The 17626-nt window shown below is 37.6% G+C and carries 22 protein-coding genes; 17 read left to right on the top strand and 5 right to left on the bottom strand.

Annotated elements, in window-relative coordinates; translation table 11 throughout:
- Window positions 1-332 precede the first annotated feature (332 nt).
- From IKV95_RS06345 to IKV95_RS06380, 8 genes are all read left to right on the top strand, one after another.
- On the top strand, window positions 333-788 hold the full coding sequence (locus IKV95_RS06345) for a hypothetical protein (protein ID WP_287451539.1): 456 nt from the start codon (window positions 333-335) through the stop codon (window positions 786-788).
- A gap of 18 nt (window positions 789-806) precedes the next feature.
- A complete protein-coding gene (locus tag IKV95_RS06350; protein ID WP_154657737.1) occupies window positions 807-983 on the top strand; it encodes a hypothetical protein in 177 nt (58 codons plus the stop codon).
- Window positions 984-1271: 288 nt separating this feature from the next.
- Window positions 1272-1460, top strand: a complete 189-nt coding sequence (locus tag IKV95_RS06355) for a helix-turn-helix transcriptional regulator (protein ID WP_287451540.1) — start codon at window positions 1272-1274, stop codon at window positions 1458-1460.
- 308 nt (window positions 1461-1768) lie between these two features.
- Window positions 1769-1957, top strand: a complete 189-nt coding sequence (gene rpmF / locus IKV95_RS06360; protein ID WP_029091465.1) for a 50S ribosomal protein L32 — start codon at window positions 1769-1771, stop codon at window positions 1955-1957.
- Window positions 1958-2011: 54 nt separating this feature from the next.
- Window positions 2012-2281 (top strand): 30S ribosomal protein S14, encoded by a 270-nt coding sequence (gene rpsN, locus IKV95_RS06365; protein ID WP_029091466.1) that lies wholly within the window; start codon window positions 2012-2014, stop codon window positions 2279-2281.
- A gap of 18 nt (window positions 2282-2299) precedes the next feature.
- Window positions 2300-2449: a 50S ribosomal protein L33 gene (gene rpmG, locus IKV95_RS06370; RefSeq protein WP_029091467.1), complete on the top strand. Its 150-nt coding sequence runs from the start codon at window positions 2300-2302 to the stop codon at window positions 2447-2449.
- A gap of 12 nt (window positions 2450-2461) precedes the next feature.
- Entirely contained in the window at window positions 2462-3451 is a 990-nt protein-coding gene (locus IKV95_RS06375; RefSeq protein WP_029091468.1) for a metal ABC transporter substrate-binding protein, read from the top strand.
- Between the two features lie 93 nt (window positions 3452-3544).
- Entirely contained in the window at window positions 3545-3844 is a 300-nt protein-coding gene (locus IKV95_RS06380; RefSeq protein WP_069126653.1) for an ArsR/SmtB family transcription factor, read from the top strand.
- An 80-nt stretch (window positions 3845-3924) separates the two neighbouring features.
- Here IKV95_RS06380 and IKV95_RS06385 read toward each other — a convergent pair whose 3' ends face one another.
- The 5 genes from IKV95_RS06385 to IKV95_RS06405 are packed head-to-tail and all read right to left on the bottom strand — an operon-like array spanning window position 3925 to window position 8509.
- Entirely contained in the window at window positions 3925-5001 is a 1077-nt protein-coding gene (locus IKV95_RS06385; RefSeq protein ID WP_119904546.1) for a phosphomevalonate kinase, read from the bottom strand.
- On the bottom strand, window positions 4994-5962 hold the full coding sequence (gene mvaD / locus IKV95_RS06390) for a diphosphomevalonate decarboxylase (RefSeq protein WP_029091471.1): 969 nt from the start codon (window positions 5960-5962) through the stop codon (window positions 4994-4996). Before mvaD ends, IKV95_RS06385 begins: the two co-directional genes overlap by 8 nt.
- A 4-nt stretch (window positions 5963-5966) precedes the next feature.
- Window positions 5967-6896 (bottom strand): mevalonate kinase, encoded by a 930-nt coding sequence (mvk, locus tag IKV95_RS06395; protein ID WP_069126652.1) that lies wholly within the window; start codon window positions 6894-6896, stop codon window positions 5967-5969.
- An 18-nt stretch (window positions 6897-6914) separates the two neighbouring features.
- On the bottom strand, window positions 6915-8267 hold the full coding sequence (locus IKV95_RS06400; RefSeq protein WP_029091473.1) for a tripartite tricarboxylate transporter permease: 1353 nt from the start codon (window positions 8265-8267) through the stop codon (window positions 6915-6917).
- Window positions 8264-8509: a hypothetical protein gene (locus IKV95_RS06405; protein ID WP_029091474.1), complete on the bottom strand. Its 246-nt coding sequence runs from the start codon at window positions 8507-8509 to the stop codon at window positions 8264-8266. The genes IKV95_RS06400 and IKV95_RS06405 overlap by 4 nt, the downstream gene beginning before the upstream one ends.
- A gap of 310 nt (window positions 8510-8819) precedes the next feature.
- On the opposite strand from IKV95_RS06405, the gene IKV95_RS06410 reads away from it, so the two are divergent.
- The 9 genes from IKV95_RS06410 to IKV95_RS06450 form a co-directional block, all read left to right on the top strand.
- Entirely contained in the window at window positions 8820-9776 is a 957-nt protein-coding gene (locus tag IKV95_RS06410; protein ID WP_029091475.1) for an ABC transporter permease, read from the top strand.
- Window positions 9763-10725, top strand: coding sequence for an iron chelate uptake ABC transporter family permease subunit (locus IKV95_RS06415; RefSeq protein ID WP_069119670.1), 963 nt, complete (start codon window positions 9763-9765; stop codon window positions 10723-10725). The genes IKV95_RS06410 and IKV95_RS06415 overlap by 14 nt, the downstream gene beginning before the upstream one ends.
- Window positions 10725-11483, top strand: coding sequence for an iron ABC transporter ATP-binding protein (locus tag IKV95_RS06420; protein ID WP_069119672.1), 759 nt, complete (start codon window positions 10725-10727; stop codon window positions 11481-11483). The genes IKV95_RS06415 and IKV95_RS06420 overlap by 1 nt, the downstream gene beginning before the upstream one ends.
- A gap of 15 nt (window positions 11484-11498) precedes the next feature.
- Window positions 11499-12437, top strand: a complete 939-nt coding sequence (locus IKV95_RS06425; protein WP_029091478.1) for a siderophore ABC transporter substrate-binding protein — start codon at window positions 11499-11501, stop codon at window positions 12435-12437.
- A gap of 265 nt (window positions 12438-12702) precedes the next feature.
- A complete protein-coding gene (yycF, locus tag IKV95_RS06430) occupies window positions 12703-13413 on the top strand; it encodes a response regulator YycF (protein ID WP_029091479.1) in 711 nt (236 codons plus the stop codon).
- Between the two features lie 6 nt (window positions 13414-13419).
- The gene (gene walK, locus IKV95_RS06435) at window positions 13420-15279 is read left to right on the top strand and encodes a cell wall metabolism sensor histidine kinase WalK (protein WP_029091480.1); all 1860 of its coding nucleotides are present in this window, start codon (window positions 13420-13422) and stop codon (window positions 15277-15279) included.
- A complete protein-coding gene (locus tag IKV95_RS06440; protein ID WP_069136428.1) occupies window positions 15276-16550 on the top strand; it encodes a YycH family regulatory protein in 1275 nt (424 codons plus the stop codon). Before walK ends, IKV95_RS06440 begins: the two co-directional genes overlap by 4 nt.
- A gap of 15 nt (window positions 16551-16565) precedes the next feature.
- Window positions 16566-17381, top strand: a complete 816-nt coding sequence (locus IKV95_RS06445) for a two-component system regulatory protein YycI (protein WP_069126648.1) — start codon at window positions 16566-16568, stop codon at window positions 17379-17381.
- 31 nt (window positions 17382-17412) lie between these two features.
- Window positions 17413-17626 (top strand): MBL fold metallo-hydrolase (locus IKV95_RS06450; protein ID WP_287451542.1); only part of this gene is annotated, 214 nt, incomplete at its 3' end.

A 17626-nucleotide genomic window follows, 5' to 3' on the forward strand; every position in this document is an offset into this window, starting at 1 on the left:
CACAGCAACGTTTTCAAATGAAAAACTGACCACCATTTCGTATAATCCCTGTATGACATGTGATCATGATTAAATCACACAAAAACAGCCCTAATACTCCCACATTGAAAAAGCGTATGCTACGGCTCCGCCTTGCGGACGCTGTCTGCTGACATACAAGCCTTTTCAAAGGGGATTCAAAAAAATAGAACAACTTGAATATCAATCAGATGAAAAAGAAAAATCAGTTTCTCAACAAGAAACCTTAGAAAAAAGATTGCGCAACTAATTGGTGCGTTACTTAAGTAGAGCAATGTTATATAGTTAATTTAAATTGTAAAGGGGGAATGATTATGAGAAAAGTGACAAAGTTAATAATACTAGTATTGAGTGTAATGATGGTAGGTTTAGTCATCCCTGCAAATTCTATTTCTGCAAATTCTGAATCTGTAAGATTTGACAATTTAAATTTAAGTCTCAGCGCCAAGTATAATGAAACTGAAGACGTATTATATAGAGATGATGAGTACCTTTTAGAAAGTGGGATGTCTCACACAACTGTTGATTTAATAAGTTCGAGTTTTAACAGGTTCTCTGAAAAGGAAAAAAAAGATTTGTTAAGAGCAGCAGGTTATAAAAATGTTAGAGTGATACCCCTTTTGGTAGTGTGGGGTGCGAGAACATTAGCTGGAGCAGGTCTAGGGTGGTTAGGTAAAAAATTGTTAGATTCAGGCTCTAAGAAATTTTGTAAAACCTATAAAAGACAAAATAAAGTAACTAGAACTGTATGTAATGTTTTAGGTTACTAATCAAGGAGATGTGAAAAGATGGTTATGTTTAAACTGTTTATTAATTTTCTGATGAGTTGGGTGATAGTGGATTTTATCTCTGCAAGAACAATGTTTATACAAAATAACATCATTGAATTTATCATTTTTGCAGTTATTTTTATTACAATCGCAGCGTTAATAGATATTTTTTCTAAAAAACCTGTCTTTATTTAACTGCTTTTTTGAACAATAAATTAAATCGCAAACCACCTATTATGTATTGATAGCTGGTTTGTTATTTTAGGGAAGACTCATAACTTTAAAAAAAGTTATATAAACATACTGCCACCTTATTGCAGAATGTTTTTAGTTTGTTAGCGGAGCCATAGTAATAATTACCACTTTAATTTCCAGTGATTGTTTCGTGAGATGTGTATATGAGAAAATCGACTATATATTTGAATTGCATTCGTGCTGTAAAGCTGCCATTCTTTATATACACAATAATGGAGGTGTGTTTATATGTTAGCGAAGCGACTTAAAGTAGGTCGTCATAAAAAGAACTTAACGCAACAAGAAGTAGCAGGCAAAATCAAAATTTCGAGACAGTCTATTTCAAAATGGGAAAATGGCGCAAGCGTGCCAGATATTAACACTTTAAAAGCGTTAGCAACTTTTTATGAAACGACAATACATGATCTTACAAAATGAAGAAGCGACACTTTTTTAGGAATAGGATATGTTATTAAATCCTATGTTAGCTCCACTCCAAAGTTGATAACTTTCCAGTATTAGATAGGAAAACAATATGTTGATGGGTCTAATTAAAAATGTGTGACCGTTTCCTTTTCTTAAAAGGAAAGTGCAATAAGCATAGAGAATGATTGTCCATTTAGAATGACAACTTTAGATTAAAACAGCTATTTTCAATTAAGGCTTGCAAAAAAAAGTAGAACAGTCTATAATTCAAAACGTAATGATTACGATTTATAAAAGTGATAATTGATGGAGGGATAATAATGGCAGTTCCAGCACGCAGAAGATCTAAGGCAAAAAAAAATAAACAGCGCACGCATAAAAAATTGCAAGTGCCCAATTTAGTCAAAGACAGCCAAACGGGGGAATATCGAGCAGCACACCACATTGCACCGGATGGAACGTATAACGGCAAACAAGTTATTCAAACAGAAGCGACAAAAAATAAGTAATTTATATTGTAAAACGTAATCGTTTTGATTTATAATAAGAAAGGAGTAAAGACAATGGCTAAAAAAGCAAAAGTTGAAAAATTAAAAAAACAAACAGCTGTAGTAGAAAAATATGCAGCCAAACGACTTGCACTGAAAGAAGCGAAAGATTATGAGGGCTTACAAAAGTTACCACGCAATGCATCGCCCACGCGCCTGAAAAAACGTTGCCGAGTAACAGGGCGGCCACGAGGTTATATGAATCAATTTGGCATGTCACGAATTGCTTTTCGTGAGTTGGCACATAAAGGGCAAATACCTGGTGTCAAAAAAGCAAGTTGGTAAAAGAAAAGGGGATGAACAATGAGAATTAATATTATATTGGAATGCACGGAAACAGGTGAACGTAATTATATCACCACTAAAAATAAACGCACACAACCTGAAAGAATTGAGTTAATGAAATATAGTCCCAAATTACGTCGAAAAACATTACATCGTGAAACAAAATAGGGAGGCGAAAATATGAAGAAAAAACTGTATTTACTAGTTGCTGTCATCGCTGCATTGACTTTGGTTGTTGCTGGTTGCGGGAATGGAAGTAGCAAGGATTCAGCAGCGGATAAAAAATTAAAAGTAGTCACGACATTTTATCCAATGTATGAATTTTCAAAACAAGTAGTAGGTAATAAAGGTGATGTGAGCGTGTTAATTGGTGCGGGAGTTGAACCGCATGATTATGAGCCGTCAGCAAAAGATGTCGCTAAAATTACCGAAGCAGATGTGTTTGTATACAACAGTCAGTATTTCGAAACGTGGGTACCAAAAGTGTTAGAAAACATCGATACAAGTCGCACAACGGTAATTGATGCTAGCAAAGGTATTAAGTTGAAAGATTTTACCGCAGCTGAAGAAGCGGCACATGAGCACGATCATGAACATGGTGAGGACGAACACGATCACGACCATGATAATGAAGCAGCGACAGATGCAGATAAAAATCCACATGTTTGGCTAGATCCAGTTTTAGCACAAAAACAGGTGGAAAATATACAAGCAGGCTTAGTTAAAAAAGATAAAGCAAACAAAACAACATATGATGAAAATGCAAAAACATATGTTAAAAAATTAGATGAGTTAGATGCGCGTTATCAAGCAGCCTTTGAAAATGCGAAAGAGAAGACATTTGTCACATCGCATGCAGCATTTGGTTATCTCGCTAACCGTTATCATTTAAACCAACTGCCAATTGCAGGTCTCTCTCCTGAAGCAGAACCATCGCCAAAAGAGATGGCAAAAATCAAAGAATTTATTACTAAAAATGATATTAAAGTGATATACTTTGAAGCATTAGCATCACCGAAGTTAGCAGAAACATTAGCAACTGAAACAGGCGCAAAAACAGTTGAACTTAGTCCGCTTGAAGGATTGACAGAAGCACAACAAAAGCAAGGGTTAGATTATATAAAAACAATGGATAATAACCTCAAAGCATTGCAAGAAAGTATAAAATAATAATAGTCAGTCCAAGGACCTGCACAGGCAGGTCTTGTCTGAATATCTTATATCAATTAATTCTCATATAGACACCTTCGGGAGGTTTGAAAAATGGAAGAAAAAAATTTAGAGCAAGAATCCCTAATCGCAGTGACACAATTATTTAAAGCATTAAGTGATCCCACACGATTGAAAATTTTACTGCAAATAGCCCAAGGCGAAATTGCTGTTAACGACATTGCTTTAGCAATTGATGCAAAACAATCGACAGTGTCTCACCAATTGAGATTGTTAAAGCAAGCAAATTTGGTGAAAACACGACGTGAAGGAACAACAATTTTTTATACTGTAGACGACACACATGTTATTGAAATTTTAAATCAAACCATCGCACATGTATCGCATCAATAATCACAAGGATTAATAAGCAATAAGTAAACCCCCTAAAAACCAAATGAAAAGGTTTTTAAGGGGTTTTTTAGGTGTTGCGGTTAGTCTTCAATAACTTCAATACTGACACGGCCCTCTTTAAAATCAAGTGGTTTAATGCCGGCAGCAAGCCAACGTTTATATAGTTTTTTACACATTTCGGCTGTTGGTACAAAAGCTATCCCACAATCGCCACCGCCAGAGCCTGATGTTTTACCAAAGCCTCCAACTTGAAAAGAAAGGTCGCAAAGTGTAGTCAATAGAGGCGTTTCTATTGGAACATCTGCTTTTTTACCCAAGGCTTTCAAGAGGCGTCTATTTGTTAAAAGAGCTTCTTTCAACAATGTCGTGTTGTTTTCAATAATACCTTGTGCAAATTTATCAACACACGCATCACTAGTAGTTAAAAAGTGCTTCAATGCTTGTGGTGAATGAGCTAAATAGGTTTGAATGAGTGATACCAAGCCCTTTGTACCTGCCGGAGAACCGGTCCAACCGACACAAAAATAAGGGGTAGGCGCTTTAAGAGGCAACACATGTAATAGTGGCCACTCTTTAGCGACTAATTCACTGACAGAAGCTGTTTGTAATTGTTCTAATAACCAGGGTTGATCAAAAGAGGTATAAGAAAGCCAACCTCCATATGTACAAGCCGCAATATCACCACAAGAACCATTGCCTTGAATTTTGTAATGAGCAATGGCAGCTAGTTTAAAAATAAGTGTTTTTGAAGGTGCTTGTTTAAATTGTGTCAATAATGCTGTTACAACAGCTACAGTGACTGCTGCACTGGAACCTAATCCGAATTTAGCGCCTTGAACACTCGCAAGCTGACTATTAACGTTTAGTGAGACGGGTGTCAGCGGAACATTCTGTTCTTGGAGATAGGTTTGTGTCGTGTTGAGTGCTTCTGCAACAAAGCGCCATGCTGGACGTGGTGCAACAAACGGTTTGTTCAGCGGCCAGTTAACAGCGTATTGATCTAACGGGATATTGATACTGTTAACATCATTGTCTTTAATGGTTACTTTAATGTAGCGGTGCACTGCTGTTAAAATGGCTGAATGACCAGGATAGACAACGGCATATTCACCCGCAATATAAAGTTTCCCTGGGATTTTAATCATGTGTTTAGTCATGTGTAATCACCCGAGCTTTCGGTCCTGGGTGGCAAATATACAGGAGTGATGTATGGACAGACAATGCTTCTTTCACCCGCTCCGCATCTTTTGTTAAACAAAGAACTTTGACATTTGGGCCAGCATCCATAGTAAAGTAAGCTGGAATACCTGCAACACGCAAGTCACGAACAGCGTCCATTAAAGCTAACGAAAGGGGCTGCATATAAGTGAAAGGTGGATTTGCTGCCATTGTTGTGGCGTGCATCGTTAAGGCATTACGTTCTGCAATTTCGCCCATCGTAACAAAATCATTTTCTTTCATCGCGCGTTGCATTGCTTCTAAATCAAGTGTTGCTTGTTTTGTCCATGCTTCAAAGAAAGGTGACGTTTCAACTGTCGTTTGCATGCCTAAACGGCTATCTACTTTTTTGGGTCCCGCATCAACAACAGCGACGACAAGCGCCAAATCAAGTTTTGAAGGTGTAGGAATTTCATAAGCATACGAATCACTGCCATCGTTTGCTTCACCTTTTTGCCAGATGGCTAGCCCACCAAAAATAGAACGGGAGGCAGAACCAGAACCTTGGCGTGCAAGACGAGAAAGGGTTGTTTCATCGTCATTTCGACCCGCGGCTTTACTTGCAGCAAGTGCCAATGCAGCAAAAGCACTTGCTGATGATGCGAGTCCTGCTGCAGTAGGTACGTGGTTGGTTGATGTAACGTGAGCAAAACTTGTGAGTGAAAACTGATCACGTAATATAGAGAGAAAACGTCCGACTTTTGCATCGGATTGTATCTTTCCATTGAGACTGAATTGGTCTTCTGTGAACGAGTCCGACCATTCAACCGTTGTTTCCGTGTAGAATTGATCGAGCGTCATCGACAGACTACTATTCGCTGGTAAAATCAAGACGTTATCTCGTTTTCCCCAATATTTTATTAAAGCAATGTTGGTATGCGCAATCGCAGTAGCTTTCATTCGTTTACTCTCCTATCATTGATATCCATGTTTTAATTGCACCCGCGGCACTCAGTTGAGTAGCCATTTTCTGGGCATGTTGCTTATCTTTACAAAGAACGATGACACAACCGCCACGTCCCCCCCCAGTTAATTTTGCACCCAATGCTTGGTTATCAAGCGCACAAGTAATGAGGTTTTCTATTTCAGGACTACTGACAGATAGTTTACGTAAAAGCTGGTGTGCCTGATTGAATAAATCACCAACTGTATGTAAATCGCCATGCGTAGTGATTTCTTTACCTATTTCCCTGGAAATTTCTCCCAGTTGTGAAATACAAGCAGAGACTTCGATGTTGTTTTTCTGATAAAGGTCTCTGACTGCGGCTACAGAAGCTCTTGTTTCACTTGGAATACCAGTATCTGCAACAACAATGGGAAGGGTTAAATTAAGGGATAAAGATTGGAGTCCTTTTTCCTTTTCAAACCAAACCGCCTGTTCGTTTACAACGGTGATAGCATCAACACCACTGGGATTACCATGAGCAATATCTTCAGAAAAATTAACAAAGGGTAAAACATTTGAAGAAATCACAGGTCGTTTTAAAAAGGCAAGCATTGCTCGTGTGATACTTGTTGCTACCACAGCGCTAGAACCTAATCCACGTCCAACGGGTACGCTAGAATCAATCGTTATTTCTAAAACAGAATGACACTGGTAACGCTTAAGGATATGTGGAATGAGTGCTTTAACAGCTGTTAATTTTTCGGGAGCTTGTGATAAGGTCCCTGTATAAAAATCAGAAATCAATTGATGTTCTGAACCTTCTATTTCTTTTAAAGTTGTAATAATACGCGCTTGTTTGAAAGGGAATGAAATGGCAGGTTCGCCATAAACAACGGAGTGTTCCCCACATAATATAAATTTAGCAGATGCGATACCTTGCGTTTGCATAAAAAACCATTCCTTTCGTTAGAAAAATTTACTTAACATCCACGGTGCTGCATACATCGCCATAAATAACACGCCATAATTAACGCCTAAACGCGATAATGCTCCGGATACAATCGCAACGAGCACAACGCCAGCGATGTTGATTAAACCACCATCCATATAAGCAAGCATGGCAACGAGTGAAATGAAGAGACCAAGAATCGCTTCATGTGGAATATATTTAAAAACAAAGCGCGAGATATGTGTCGCGTACTTCATCATGAAGAAATAAGTAAGACCTAGACCAATAATAGAGCCAATCAATGTTGCCCAAACAAAATCACCATAAGATAACACATGATGCATATTATGATCAGCTGTGAAAACAGGCGCAGCGTTAAACAGTGGGTTAGCAGGTCCAATCGCCACAGGTGATAATGGAATGCCTAAAGCGATTAAAGGAATTAAAATTCCCGCAATGTAGGTGGAGTGGGCTAAACCATCCATACTCGCTAACGCCATCCGTGCTTTTTTAATAGGGTCTTTAATTCGATTAACAACGGCTTCCCCGAAAAGAATCGTCATTCCTACTGGGCTCATGAAAAAGGTCAATGAACCGCCAAGTGAAGAAGCTGCCGTTGCAACGGCTTCTTTTTTTGTTAATAACTTAAAAGGGTTAGGAAATCCTTTGCGATTGCTTGCTTTTGGAATAACAATCGTGCGGACATCCTCACGCTTAATTGTTGCAAGATGATCTTTATTTAAGAGTGCTAACATACTAAAAATCATCGGTCCTATTGTAATGCCGAGGAAAAAAGATAAAGAAACAGTCGTTGTTTCTGGAACGGCACCCACACCCCAATAAAGGTAACGTAATCCTTGAATTAACATCGCAAAAGGTATAATCACAAGGATAGAAATTACTTTGTTGCGGCTCATTAATGCGAGAAATAATGCACCAAAGAAAAAGACAGGAGCAGAGTAAGCTGCGATAACCTTGGATAATGGCGCTAAAAACGAAGCTAAGATCAAACTAACCGGTACAGCAACCAAAGTACCAATAACAGCCCCTGATGCCATTTTTTCAATCCCGATAACACTCTGACCGGCTTTTTTTAGAATCATGCCGTAAGGCACCATTGGAGCCGCCATTACGCCACCTGGTATGCCGGCAACAGCGACTGGAATGGCATCAGTTAGATTTAATGTCACTACTGCTGAAATAAAGAAGGCTAACACAACAATGGGTTCTACACCTAGTAAAACCAATGCCAGTGTAACTGGCGCTAAAACAGCTGTTTCATCAGTCCCAGGAGCAATTCCGATAAGTGTATAGAGCGCTGCGGCACCAACAGAAGCCAAAATCATTTCAAAAACAAGTTGAAGGGTCATTCTTGTTCGCCCTCACTTTCTTCTTTAATGATGCGTTTGGGTTTAATGATAAAGCTCGTAATGATAAATCCAAGCACTGCACCACCAAGACCAAAGAACAATGGCATAGGCGGTTTATTCGGTGCAATAAAGTAACTACCGAGCGTAAAGAAAAGACAGATAATAATTGATAAAATAAGGTCTTTGATATTGACAAGGTCAGCCCATATTTCGACATTTGTCGGTGATTTTTTATTACTCACGTTATGACGCCTCTTTTCTTTATGATGTTTTAATAAATATATCGTTCAATCTATTCTGATATTCGCAGAAATAGACACACGAAAATATTATACCAATAAATGGAAAGTTATCAAAATTAATCTATTAGAACAGATAAATAGAACTAGAATACCTATATTTAAAAGTATTTAGCTGAACTTGTCCACTAAATAGACATATTTTCAATGTAATCCATAAAAAAAGCAAGTCTATCAAGGAAAGGCATTGATAATGATTATCAGTTATGATAAAGTTGCGATATGAAAAAAGCTATTTGAAAGGACGAACACTGTGAAAACATGGTTATTGTTAGTTATTACATTAGTGCTTAGTTTTGTTTCCTTGTTGATAGGTGTTGAAGACGTACCTTTTACACAGCTGTTTCATTTAACTGCTGAACAACAAGATATTCTTTTGATCTCGCGTTTACCGCGTTTATTAGCCATTATCATCGCTGGAGCCGGCATTAGTATTTGTGGAATGATTATGCAGCGCCTCACACGTAATCGTTTTGTATCGCCAACAACAGCTGGAACAATGGATGCCGCTCGTTTAGGTGTTCTCGTTGCAATGATGGTGTTTCCAACAGCTTCAATGCTGCAAAAAATTTCGGTGGCATTCACCTTCGCTTTAATTGGGACGCTGGTGTTTATTCAGCTGCTGAATCGCATTCCATTAAAAGATCCGGTACTCATTCCGCTCATCGGATTGATGTTCGGTGGAGTTTTGAACGCTATTACCACATTTTTTGCTTATCAAAACAACTTAATCCAAAATATTAATTCTTGGATGCAAGGTGATTTTTCAGCAATTTTACGTGGTCGTTATGAATGGCTCTATATTGCATTGCCACTTTTTGTACTCGTTTACTTGTTTGCCAATCGGATCACATTGGCTGGTCTAGGGGATTCCGTAGCGGTAGGACTGGGCCTGAACTATCGCTTAGTGGTGACAATCGGTCTGATAATTGTATCATTAATGAGCGCTGCAATTATGTTGACCGTAGGGTCAATCCCGTTTCTTGGTTTAATTGTACCAAATATCGTCAGTCTTTACATGGGTGACAATCTCAGACAGACATTACCATTGACCGCACTGCTCGGTGCAGCATTTGTTTTAGTATGTGATATTTTAGGACGGGTTGTTATTTTTCCATACGAAGTATCGATTAGTTTGATGGTTGGAATGATTGGTAGTGTTGTGTTCCTCTATCTTTTAATGAGGGGGGAAAAACATGCCGCATCCTAAAAAATTACTGATTTTTAAGTTCAGTGCCCTCAGTTTATTAGCGTTGATGAGCATTTTGTTATACATGCTTTATCGACTTGGAGGCAGTTGGGAGTTTGCACTCGAAACACGTGCAGTTAAACTCGCTGCACTATTATTAACCGCAATTGCAGTCGCAGTATCAACGTTATTATTTCAAACGTTGACAAAGAACCGTATCTTAACACCAAGTATTATGGGGTTAGATTCGTTATACATGTTATTACAGACAGCGTTGGTTTATTTTCTCGGGAGTAGCACACAATTTTTAGCGAGTAAAAATATCAATTTTTTAGTAACCTTACTGTTGATGATGGTTTTTTCGTTCCTGCTTTACTATATTTTATTTGGGCGTTTAAGCCATTCTATTTTTACACTTTTATTATTTGGCATTATTTTAGGAACGTTGTTTCAAAGTGGTGCTTCATTTATGCAAATGCTGATTGATCCGGATGATTTTTTAATTATTCAAGGAAAAATGTTCGCAAGTTTTAACGCCGTAAATGCAGATGTGCTAATGATTGCAACGTTATTCACACTTGTCGCACTTTTATATGTGGCGGCAATATTTAAAAATCTTGATGTGCTCCAGTTGGGAAAAGATCAAACCATCAATTTAGGTATCTCATATAATGGGATGGCTCGGCATATCCTCATTATTGTATCTATTTTGGTTTCCACTTCAACGGCATTGGTTGGACCTGTAAGTTTTCTCGGGTTGTTAGTCGTTAATCTGAGTTATCAATATTTTACAACCCATCGACACAGTATTTTGTTACCTGGGACAATTTTGATTGCAATTATTGCCTTAGTATTAGGTCAATTTATTGTTGAAAAACTATTGACCTTTTCAACAACACTGAGTGTCATTATTAACTTCATAGGTGGTATCTATTTTATCTACCTACTCGTGAAGAAAGGACGGAAATAATGCTGCAGTCAAAAAAACTTTCTAAAAAATACCAAGATAAACTGATTCTTGATGATATTACATTGGAAATACCTCAAGCCCAAGTCACGGCCTTTATTGGGGCGAACGGTGCAGGTAAAAGTACGTTATTAGGAATCATGAGTCGTTTGATTACTAAGGAAGACGGAGAAGTCTTGATAGATGATCAAGATGTCACTAAATGGAAGAGTCGTGCATTAGCACAGAAATTGGCAATCCTCAAACAAAGCAATCAAGTCAGTGCACGATTAACAGTTGAAGATTTAGTGGCATTTGGGCGCTTTCCGTATTCAAAAGGGCGATTAACATTAGAAGATCAACAGAAGGTGACGCAAGCTTTAGAATATATGGAGATTACTGATTTAAAAGCAGATTACATCGATGAGTTATCTGGAGGTCAGCAGCAACGTGTGTATATCGCGATGATTATTGCTCAAGATACGGAGTATGTTTTGTTGGACGAGCCTTTGAACAATTTAGATATGAAGCATGCAGTACAGATGATGAAAATTTTACGTCGTTTGGTAGATGACTTTGGCAAAACAATTGTGCTGGTTTTACACGATATCAATTTTGCTTCTGCGTATGCAGATTATATGGTAGGGCTTAAAGATGGCCGTATCGTAGCACAAGGCAGTACGGCAGAAATGATGACACCTGAACAGTTGAACATTGTTTATGATATGCCATTAGCTATTACTGAAATTGATAGTTGCAAATATTGTTTATACTTTAAATAAAGGGAGATGTTATTGATGAAAAAGACACTCATGATTATGGTGACATTATTACTTGTATTGTTAGTGGCGTGTAGCCCGAACAAAGATACAAAAAAAGAGACGAAAAAAGAAGAAACAGTTACAATCACAACACCAACGGGTGACGTGAAAGTGCCTAAAAATCCTAAAAAAGTTGTTGTGCTAGATTATGGTGTATTAGACACGATGGATAAATTAGGTTTAGGTGATACAGTAGTAGGTATGCCACGTGAGAATGTCCCGAGTTACTTGAAAAAGTACGACACAGATAAAGTGGAGAATCTAGGTGGTTTAAAAGAAGTTGATATTGAAAAAATTAATGAGTTAGCGCCTGATTTAATAATTAGTTCTGGACGTATGTCAGATATGAATGAAAAATTCGAAAAAATTGCGCCAACAATCCAAATGTCTGTCGATACAGCGGATTATTTGAAGTCATTCAAAACAAATACAACTGAAATTGCAAAAGTTTTCGATAAACAAGCAGAAGCAAAAAAACAGTTAGAAGCAATAGATACTAAAATCGAAAAAGTACGTGAGAATGTACCAACAGATAAGAAAGCTTTAATTATTTTAGCGAATGAAGGTAAAGCATCTGCTTATGGCGCTAACTCACGTTTCGGACTCATCCATGACGTGCTTGGTTTTACACCGGTTGATAAAGACCTTAAAGTAGAAACACATGGACAAAGCGTTTCTTTTGAGTACATTAGTAAAAAGAATCCTGACTATATTTTTGTAATAGATCGTGGTGCAGTTGTGGGTGGAGAAGCGAGCGGTAAAAAAGTAATTGAAAATGAATTAGTTGAAAAAACAAATGCTTACAAAGAAAAACAGGTGGTATATCTTGACCCCGAAGTTTGGTACTTTGCAGGCGGAGGCATCGAGTCATTTAATAAAATGATTGATGAAATTGGAAACGTCGTTAAAAAGTAAAATGTGGTAATAAATAGGTAGTAATGGCATTTTGACATCTTTTGTCAAAGTGCTATTTTTTATATTTTTGGAGCTATTAATAAATGAGGCGCTTTGATGAGTATTTTTCAGACGTCGTATTTATTGTTACTTTAAGAGCTATTCTCAACTTTTACAATAGAGCTTTCGTGCGATGGTGGTGAAAATCGGGTATAATGACTATATGACTGTTAAAATAAAATAAAACTAACTTAAAATTAAATCAACATAAGAAAGGGGAATTACCATGAGTGAAAAGAAAGTATTAGTTGTAGACGACGAAAAACCCATTGCAGATATCGTCGATTTCAATTTGACAAAAGAAGGCTATGAGGTACAAGTAGCTTACGATGGTGATGATGCTTTAGATAAGGTTGAATCCTTTCAACCGGATTTAATCCTTTTAGATATTATGTTGCCAGGCCGCGATGGCATGGAAGTTTGTCGTGAAATTCGTAAAAAATACGACATGCCAATTATAATGGTAACTGCGAAAGACTCTGAATTTGATAAAGTACTTGGATTGGAACTAGGTGCAGACGATTATGTTACAAAACCGTTCAGTAACCGTGAACTTGTTGCACGCGTTAAGGCCAACCTACGTCGACATGCCAATGCAGATAAAGCACAAAAACAAGAAAAAATCACTGAAATTAAAATTGGTGCGTTAACAATTCACCCAGAAGCTTATGTGGCATCAAAAAGAGGGCAGCAAATTGACTTAACACATCGTGAATTTGAATTGTTGCACTACTTAGCACAGCATATAGGACAAGTTATGACACGTGAAAACTTGTTGCAAACGGTTTGGGGCTATGACTATTTTGGTGATGTCCGCACAGTTGATGTGACCGTTAGACGTCTGCGTGAAAAAATTGAAGATACACCCAGTCACCCAACCTGGCTCGTCACCCGACGTGGTGTAGGCTATTATCTACGTAACCCTGAACAGGAGTAATGCGCAATGAAACGTCTTAAAATATATCAATCCATCCATTTTAAAATTGTCTTAGTTTATATGCTACTGGTATTAATTGCCATGCAAATTATTAGTGCCTACTTTGTCCAAAAAGTAGAGCACCAATTAGTGTACAATTTTCAGCAGTCAATTCGTGACCGTGTGAGCTTGCTGGAGAATAATATCCAGGAAGTCATTTCTGAGGTGGATAAAAAGGCCAATCAAAGCACTAAAGAAAAAGAACAGGAAACCGAAGCTGAAATTCAAAAAAGTATGAGCAGTTTTGCCGGTAGTTTAACGAATGTGCGAGAAGTACGTGTTGTTGATAGCGGTGGCCGTGTTATTGGGACAACAGACAATGATAACCAGCAAATTGTGGGGCAACAATCAAAGGACCAAATGGTGCGTCGAACGTTATTGAATAACACGAAAGAAGATAGTGTTTTATTAGATAAGGATAAAAAACAACGCGTGTGGGTCCTGGCGCAACCGGTGAAGTTGCAGAATAATACGCGCGGTGTTATTTATATTGTTTCGGAAATTGAACAAGTGTATACGCAAGTAAGTGAAATCACGAGTATTTTTGTCAAAGGGACAGTTTTTGCAATGGCGATTACTTGTCTTTTAGGAGTGTGGTTGGCACGAACAATCACCAAACCAATCAAGGAAATGCGTGAGCAAGCTGTAGCGATGACACGCGGAAACTATTCGCGCAAAGTAAAAGTGTATGGTGTAGATGAAATTGGTCAACTTGCAACAGCTTTTAATATTTTGACGCGTAAAGTACAGGATGCGCAAGCAAGTGTGGAAGGTGAAAGTCGTAAATTATCTTCTATCTTATCGTATATGACAGATGGTGTGATTGCGACGGATCGACGTGGGAAAATCATGTTGATTAACCGTCCTGCTGCGGATATGTTGAAAATTAATCAAGAGGATGCCATGTCACGTCCGATTGCAGAAGTATTGAAGATTGAATCAGATCATACCTATGAAACGCTTCTGGAAGAAAAAGACTCAGTGACAATCGATCTTTCAACTGAACGTCAAAACTATGTTTTACGAGCTAATTTTTCAGCGATTCAACGTGAAACAGGTTTTATTAATGGCGTAATTGCCGTTTTACATGACATTACTGAACAAGAACGCGTGGATGCTGAATTGCGTGAATTTGTTGCAAATGTATCGCATGAACTCCGGACACCATTAACGAGTATGGCAAGTTATTTAGAAGCATTGGGTGATGGCGCATGGAAAGATGAGAATATTGCACCACACTTCATACAGGTCACTCAAAATGAAACAGAACGTATGATTCGACTGGTTAATGACTTGTTAAAATTATCACGATTGGATAGTGGCCGGACTAAAATCGAACGAAATTTTGTTCATTTTAATTCCTTCTTCAATCAAATTATTGATAGACATGAGATGTCTAAAAAGGACAGTATCACCTTTAAACGTTATATTACGACTGAATATATCTTGATTGAAGTGGATGAAGATAAAATTGTTCAAGTCATTGATAATATTATTTCCAATGCCATCAAATACTCTCCTGACGGTGGAACGATATCCTTCTACTTAGCAAGACAGGGAGATGAAATAAAAGTTAGTATTCGAGATCAAGGTATGGGAATCCCGGCTGACAACTTAGAAAAAATCTTCCAGCGCTTTTTCCGCGTAGATAAAGCCCGTTCTCGTGCAATGGGAGGCACCGGTTTAGGTTTAGCTATTTCCAAGGAAATGATTGATGCTCATGGTGGCCGTATTTGGGCTGAAAGCACCGAAGAAAAAGGAACGATTATTTCTTTCACTCTACCTTACGATGATTCTGTTGAAGAAGCAGAGGAGGGATGGGATTGAGAAAAAGTTTTTGGGCGATAATCTTGCTCGTGTTCGTTGTTATTAGTATTTATCTCGTTTGGAATATTTGGAACTCGCAACCCGCTTATGAAACAATTGAAACAGCAGTAGGTGAAAAGGTAATTGTTGGTAAAACTGAAAGTGCTGCGGAAGCATATGAACCTAAAATGATTATGTATCAAAAAGAAAATTCATTCTGGCGTGTGTTAAAATCGCAAGAAACGGTTATTAATGCCACTTTGCATCGTCAAATTTTCCGCAATTTGAAGAATACGGGTACACTCACTAAAAATGAGTTGATTGATGAAGAAAGTTTGCCGAATTCACTGCGCTTCAAATACCCAGTGGCATTAACCTTTGCTAGTTTTCAGCAAATTGCAACGCAAATAGATACAAGCACAATTGATGAAGAACAATCATTTGATGAAATTATTATTTCATTTGATAAAAAGAAAAATAATGTCAGTTTCATTAATTCGACAACACGTGTTTCTGCAATAGCTGATTTGCCGTTGTCAGAGGCGAAAAAACTGTCGGATTTGTTTAGTGAAGATACAAGCACTAGTGTTTTGCCAATTGTACTCAATCATTTCACATTTAATTCATCGTCCATTCCTGTGGTTTTGGACAAAAAGAGTTATGTAGCTGAAAGTTTACCAATTGAAAAATTTCAAAAAGCACTATTGAATAAAAAAGACCCTGCACTTGTGAGTAGTAATAAAAATATGCGTGAATATATTAATGGTAGTGTGTTGCTTCGTTATGATATGAATAATGATAATCTGCTATATATCAATCCAGCACAAGAAATTACGCCAGATGCCAATGCAATGATTCAAAGAACGCATGTTTTAAGTGAGAGCTTAAGTTTTATTAATAATTATAGTGGGTTCACAGGTGACTATCGTATTGAAGATTTTGATGAAAATACACTTAAAGTGCGATATCGCTTGAGAGTGGATAACACGCCAGTCTATAGTGATTTTGGCGGCGCAGTTATAACCACAACAGCGGGTAAAGAGAGCGTGTACCAGCATCAACGTCCAATGTTTGAGTTAAGTACCAGTATTCCTTCAGAAGATGTGAAAGTAACCTTAGATAGCCCTACAGTGGCTTTAGAGAAGCTGCGAAAAAAATTAGGCACGCTAGATGATGTGTACAGCTTAGAAGTTGGTTACGAGATGACAAAAGGGTCTCATGAAACAACAATTGTTAATCTGGAGCCACGTTGGGTCTACACTGTTAATGGCAATAGTCAATTTTTAGATTAGAGAGGAGGCGTTGGCGTGGATTGGCGGAAAACACTTGTTATATTTGCAGTGGTTTTTTTGTTACTGGACATATACCTTGCTTTTTTATGGTATACCAAACAGCAGGAAAACGAGTTAGATGCTTTAAGCCAAACATCGTTTGAAGAAACGTTAAAAGAGCAGCAAGTTAGTATTGATAAAGTAAACTTCAAAACACATCCTACAACGGCGCCTTATCTTAGTGCTCGCTATAATAAATTTAAGTTGAAAGACTTTGAAAAATTAACAAAACAAAAGTTTAAATTAGAGAATAATGGCTTTTTGATGGTGAGTGAACTGAAAGATGATATTGTTGCAGAAGGTCCTGATTTCACCGCGTTAAAAAATTATGTGGCTAATAATATTTATCGAGGCTCATCTTACTCGATGGTAAATTATAACGATGATACAACTGAAATTGTCTTTAAGCAAAAATACGACAATAAACGTTTCGTTGAAGGTGATGATGCCAAACTGGTTTTTTATTGCGAAGATGGTTATGTTAAAAGTTACACACAAACAATGTTGACTGATATTACCAAACTTTCTGGAACCAATGATCTGATTTCACCTAGTCAAGGATTTGAAAGTTTATTTCAAAATAATAAAATACCAAGCAAAGCCGATTTAGTAGATATTCAATTGGGCTATTACATCTTAGGAAATCTTGAGAGTTCAAATGTGTATATGCCAGTTTGGTACTATACAATAGAAGTGGATGATCAACGCATGCAACTAATGGTAGATGCGATTGAAGGACAAGTATTGACGACAGAAATGTCGCAAAAAGTTGAGTATACTGCACAGTCATAGGGGGATAAAGATGGAATTTATTACAAAAGCAATGCCACAGGCAGCTAAAACAAGTGTCGCTGACTTGCGTTACTCATTTTTAACAAGTGGAAGTTCAGGTAACGCAACATTGATTGAATCAGATAATCAATTGTTATTAATTGATTGTGGGCACAGCGGCAAAAAAATGGAAGAGCTTTGCCAATCAGTCGGACGTTCTTTGGCAGATATTGATGCGATATTAATCTCACATGAACATAGTGATC

Origin of the sequence: Brochothrix sp. (assembly GCF_017549435.1) — a bacterium.
Classification (GTDB): domain Bacteria; phylum Bacillota; class Bacilli; order Lactobacillales; family Listeriaceae; genus Brochothrix; species Brochothrix thermosphacta.

What these genes read in the sequence shown, in the direction of transcription:
- rpmG (WP_029091467.1), top strand. Translation starts at nt 2,300, where the DNA reads ATGAGAATTAATATTATATTGGAATGCACGGAAACAGGTGAACGTAAT.
- IKV95_RS06375 (WP_029091468.1), top strand. Translation starts at nt 2,462, where the DNA reads ATGAAGAAAAAACTGTATTTACTAGTTGCTGTCATCGCTGCATTGACT.
- rpmF (WP_029091465.1), top strand. Translation starts at nt 1,769, where the DNA reads ATGGCAGTTCCAGCACGCAGAAGATCTAAGGCAAAAAAAAATAAACAG.
- yycF (WP_029091479.1), top strand. Translation starts at nt 12,703, where the DNA reads ATGAGTGAAAAGAAAGTATTAGTTGTAGACGACGAAAAACCCATTGCA.
- IKV95_RS06425 (WP_029091478.1), top strand. Translation starts at nt 11,499, where the DNA reads ATGAAAAAGACACTCATGATTATGGTGACATTATTACTTGTATTGTTA.
- IKV95_RS06420 (WP_069119672.1), top strand. Translation starts at nt 10,725, where the DNA reads ATGCTGCAGTCAAAAAAACTTTCTAAAAAATACCAAGATAAACTGATT.
- IKV95_RS06415 (WP_069119670.1), top strand. Translation starts at nt 9,763, where the DNA reads ATGCCGCATCCTAAAAAATTACTGATTTTTAAGTTCAGTGCCCTCAGT.
- IKV95_RS06400 (WP_029091473.1), bottom strand. Translation starts at nt 8,267, where the DNA reads ATGACCCTTCAACTTGTTTTTGAAATGATTTTGGCTTCTGTTGGTGCC.
- IKV95_RS06350 (WP_154657737.1), top strand. Translation starts at nt 807, where the DNA reads ATGGTTATGTTTAAACTGTTTATTAATTTTCTGATGAGTTGGGTGATA.
- mvk (WP_069126652.1), bottom strand. Translation starts at nt 6,896, where the DNA reads ATGCAAACGCAAGGTATCGCATCTGCTAAATTTATATTATGTGGGGAA.
- IKV95_RS06380 (WP_069126653.1), top strand. Translation starts at nt 3,545, where the DNA reads ATGGAAGAAAAAAATTTAGAGCAAGAATCCCTAATCGCAGTGACACAA.
- IKV95_RS06355 (WP_287451540.1), top strand. Translation starts at nt 1,272, where the DNA reads ATGTTAGCGAAGCGACTTAAAGTAGGTCGTCATAAAAAGAACTTAACG.
- walK (WP_029091480.1), top strand. Translation starts at nt 13,420, where the DNA reads ATGAAACGTCTTAAAATATATCAATCCATCCATTTTAAAATTGTCTTA.
- mvaD (WP_029091471.1), bottom strand. Translation starts at nt 5,962, where the DNA reads ATGAAAGCTACTGCGATTGCGCATACCAACATTGCTTTAATAAAATAT.
- rpsN (WP_029091466.1), top strand. Translation starts at nt 2,012, where the DNA reads ATGGCTAAAAAAGCAAAAGTTGAAAAATTAAAAAAACAAACAGCTGTA.
- IKV95_RS06345 (WP_287451539.1), top strand. Translation starts at nt 333, where the DNA reads ATGAGAAAAGTGACAAAGTTAATAATACTAGTATTGAGTGTAATGATG.
- IKV95_RS06385 (WP_119904546.1), bottom strand. Translation starts at nt 5,001, where the DNA reads ATGACTAAACACATGATTAAAATCCCAGGGAAACTTTATATTGCGGGT.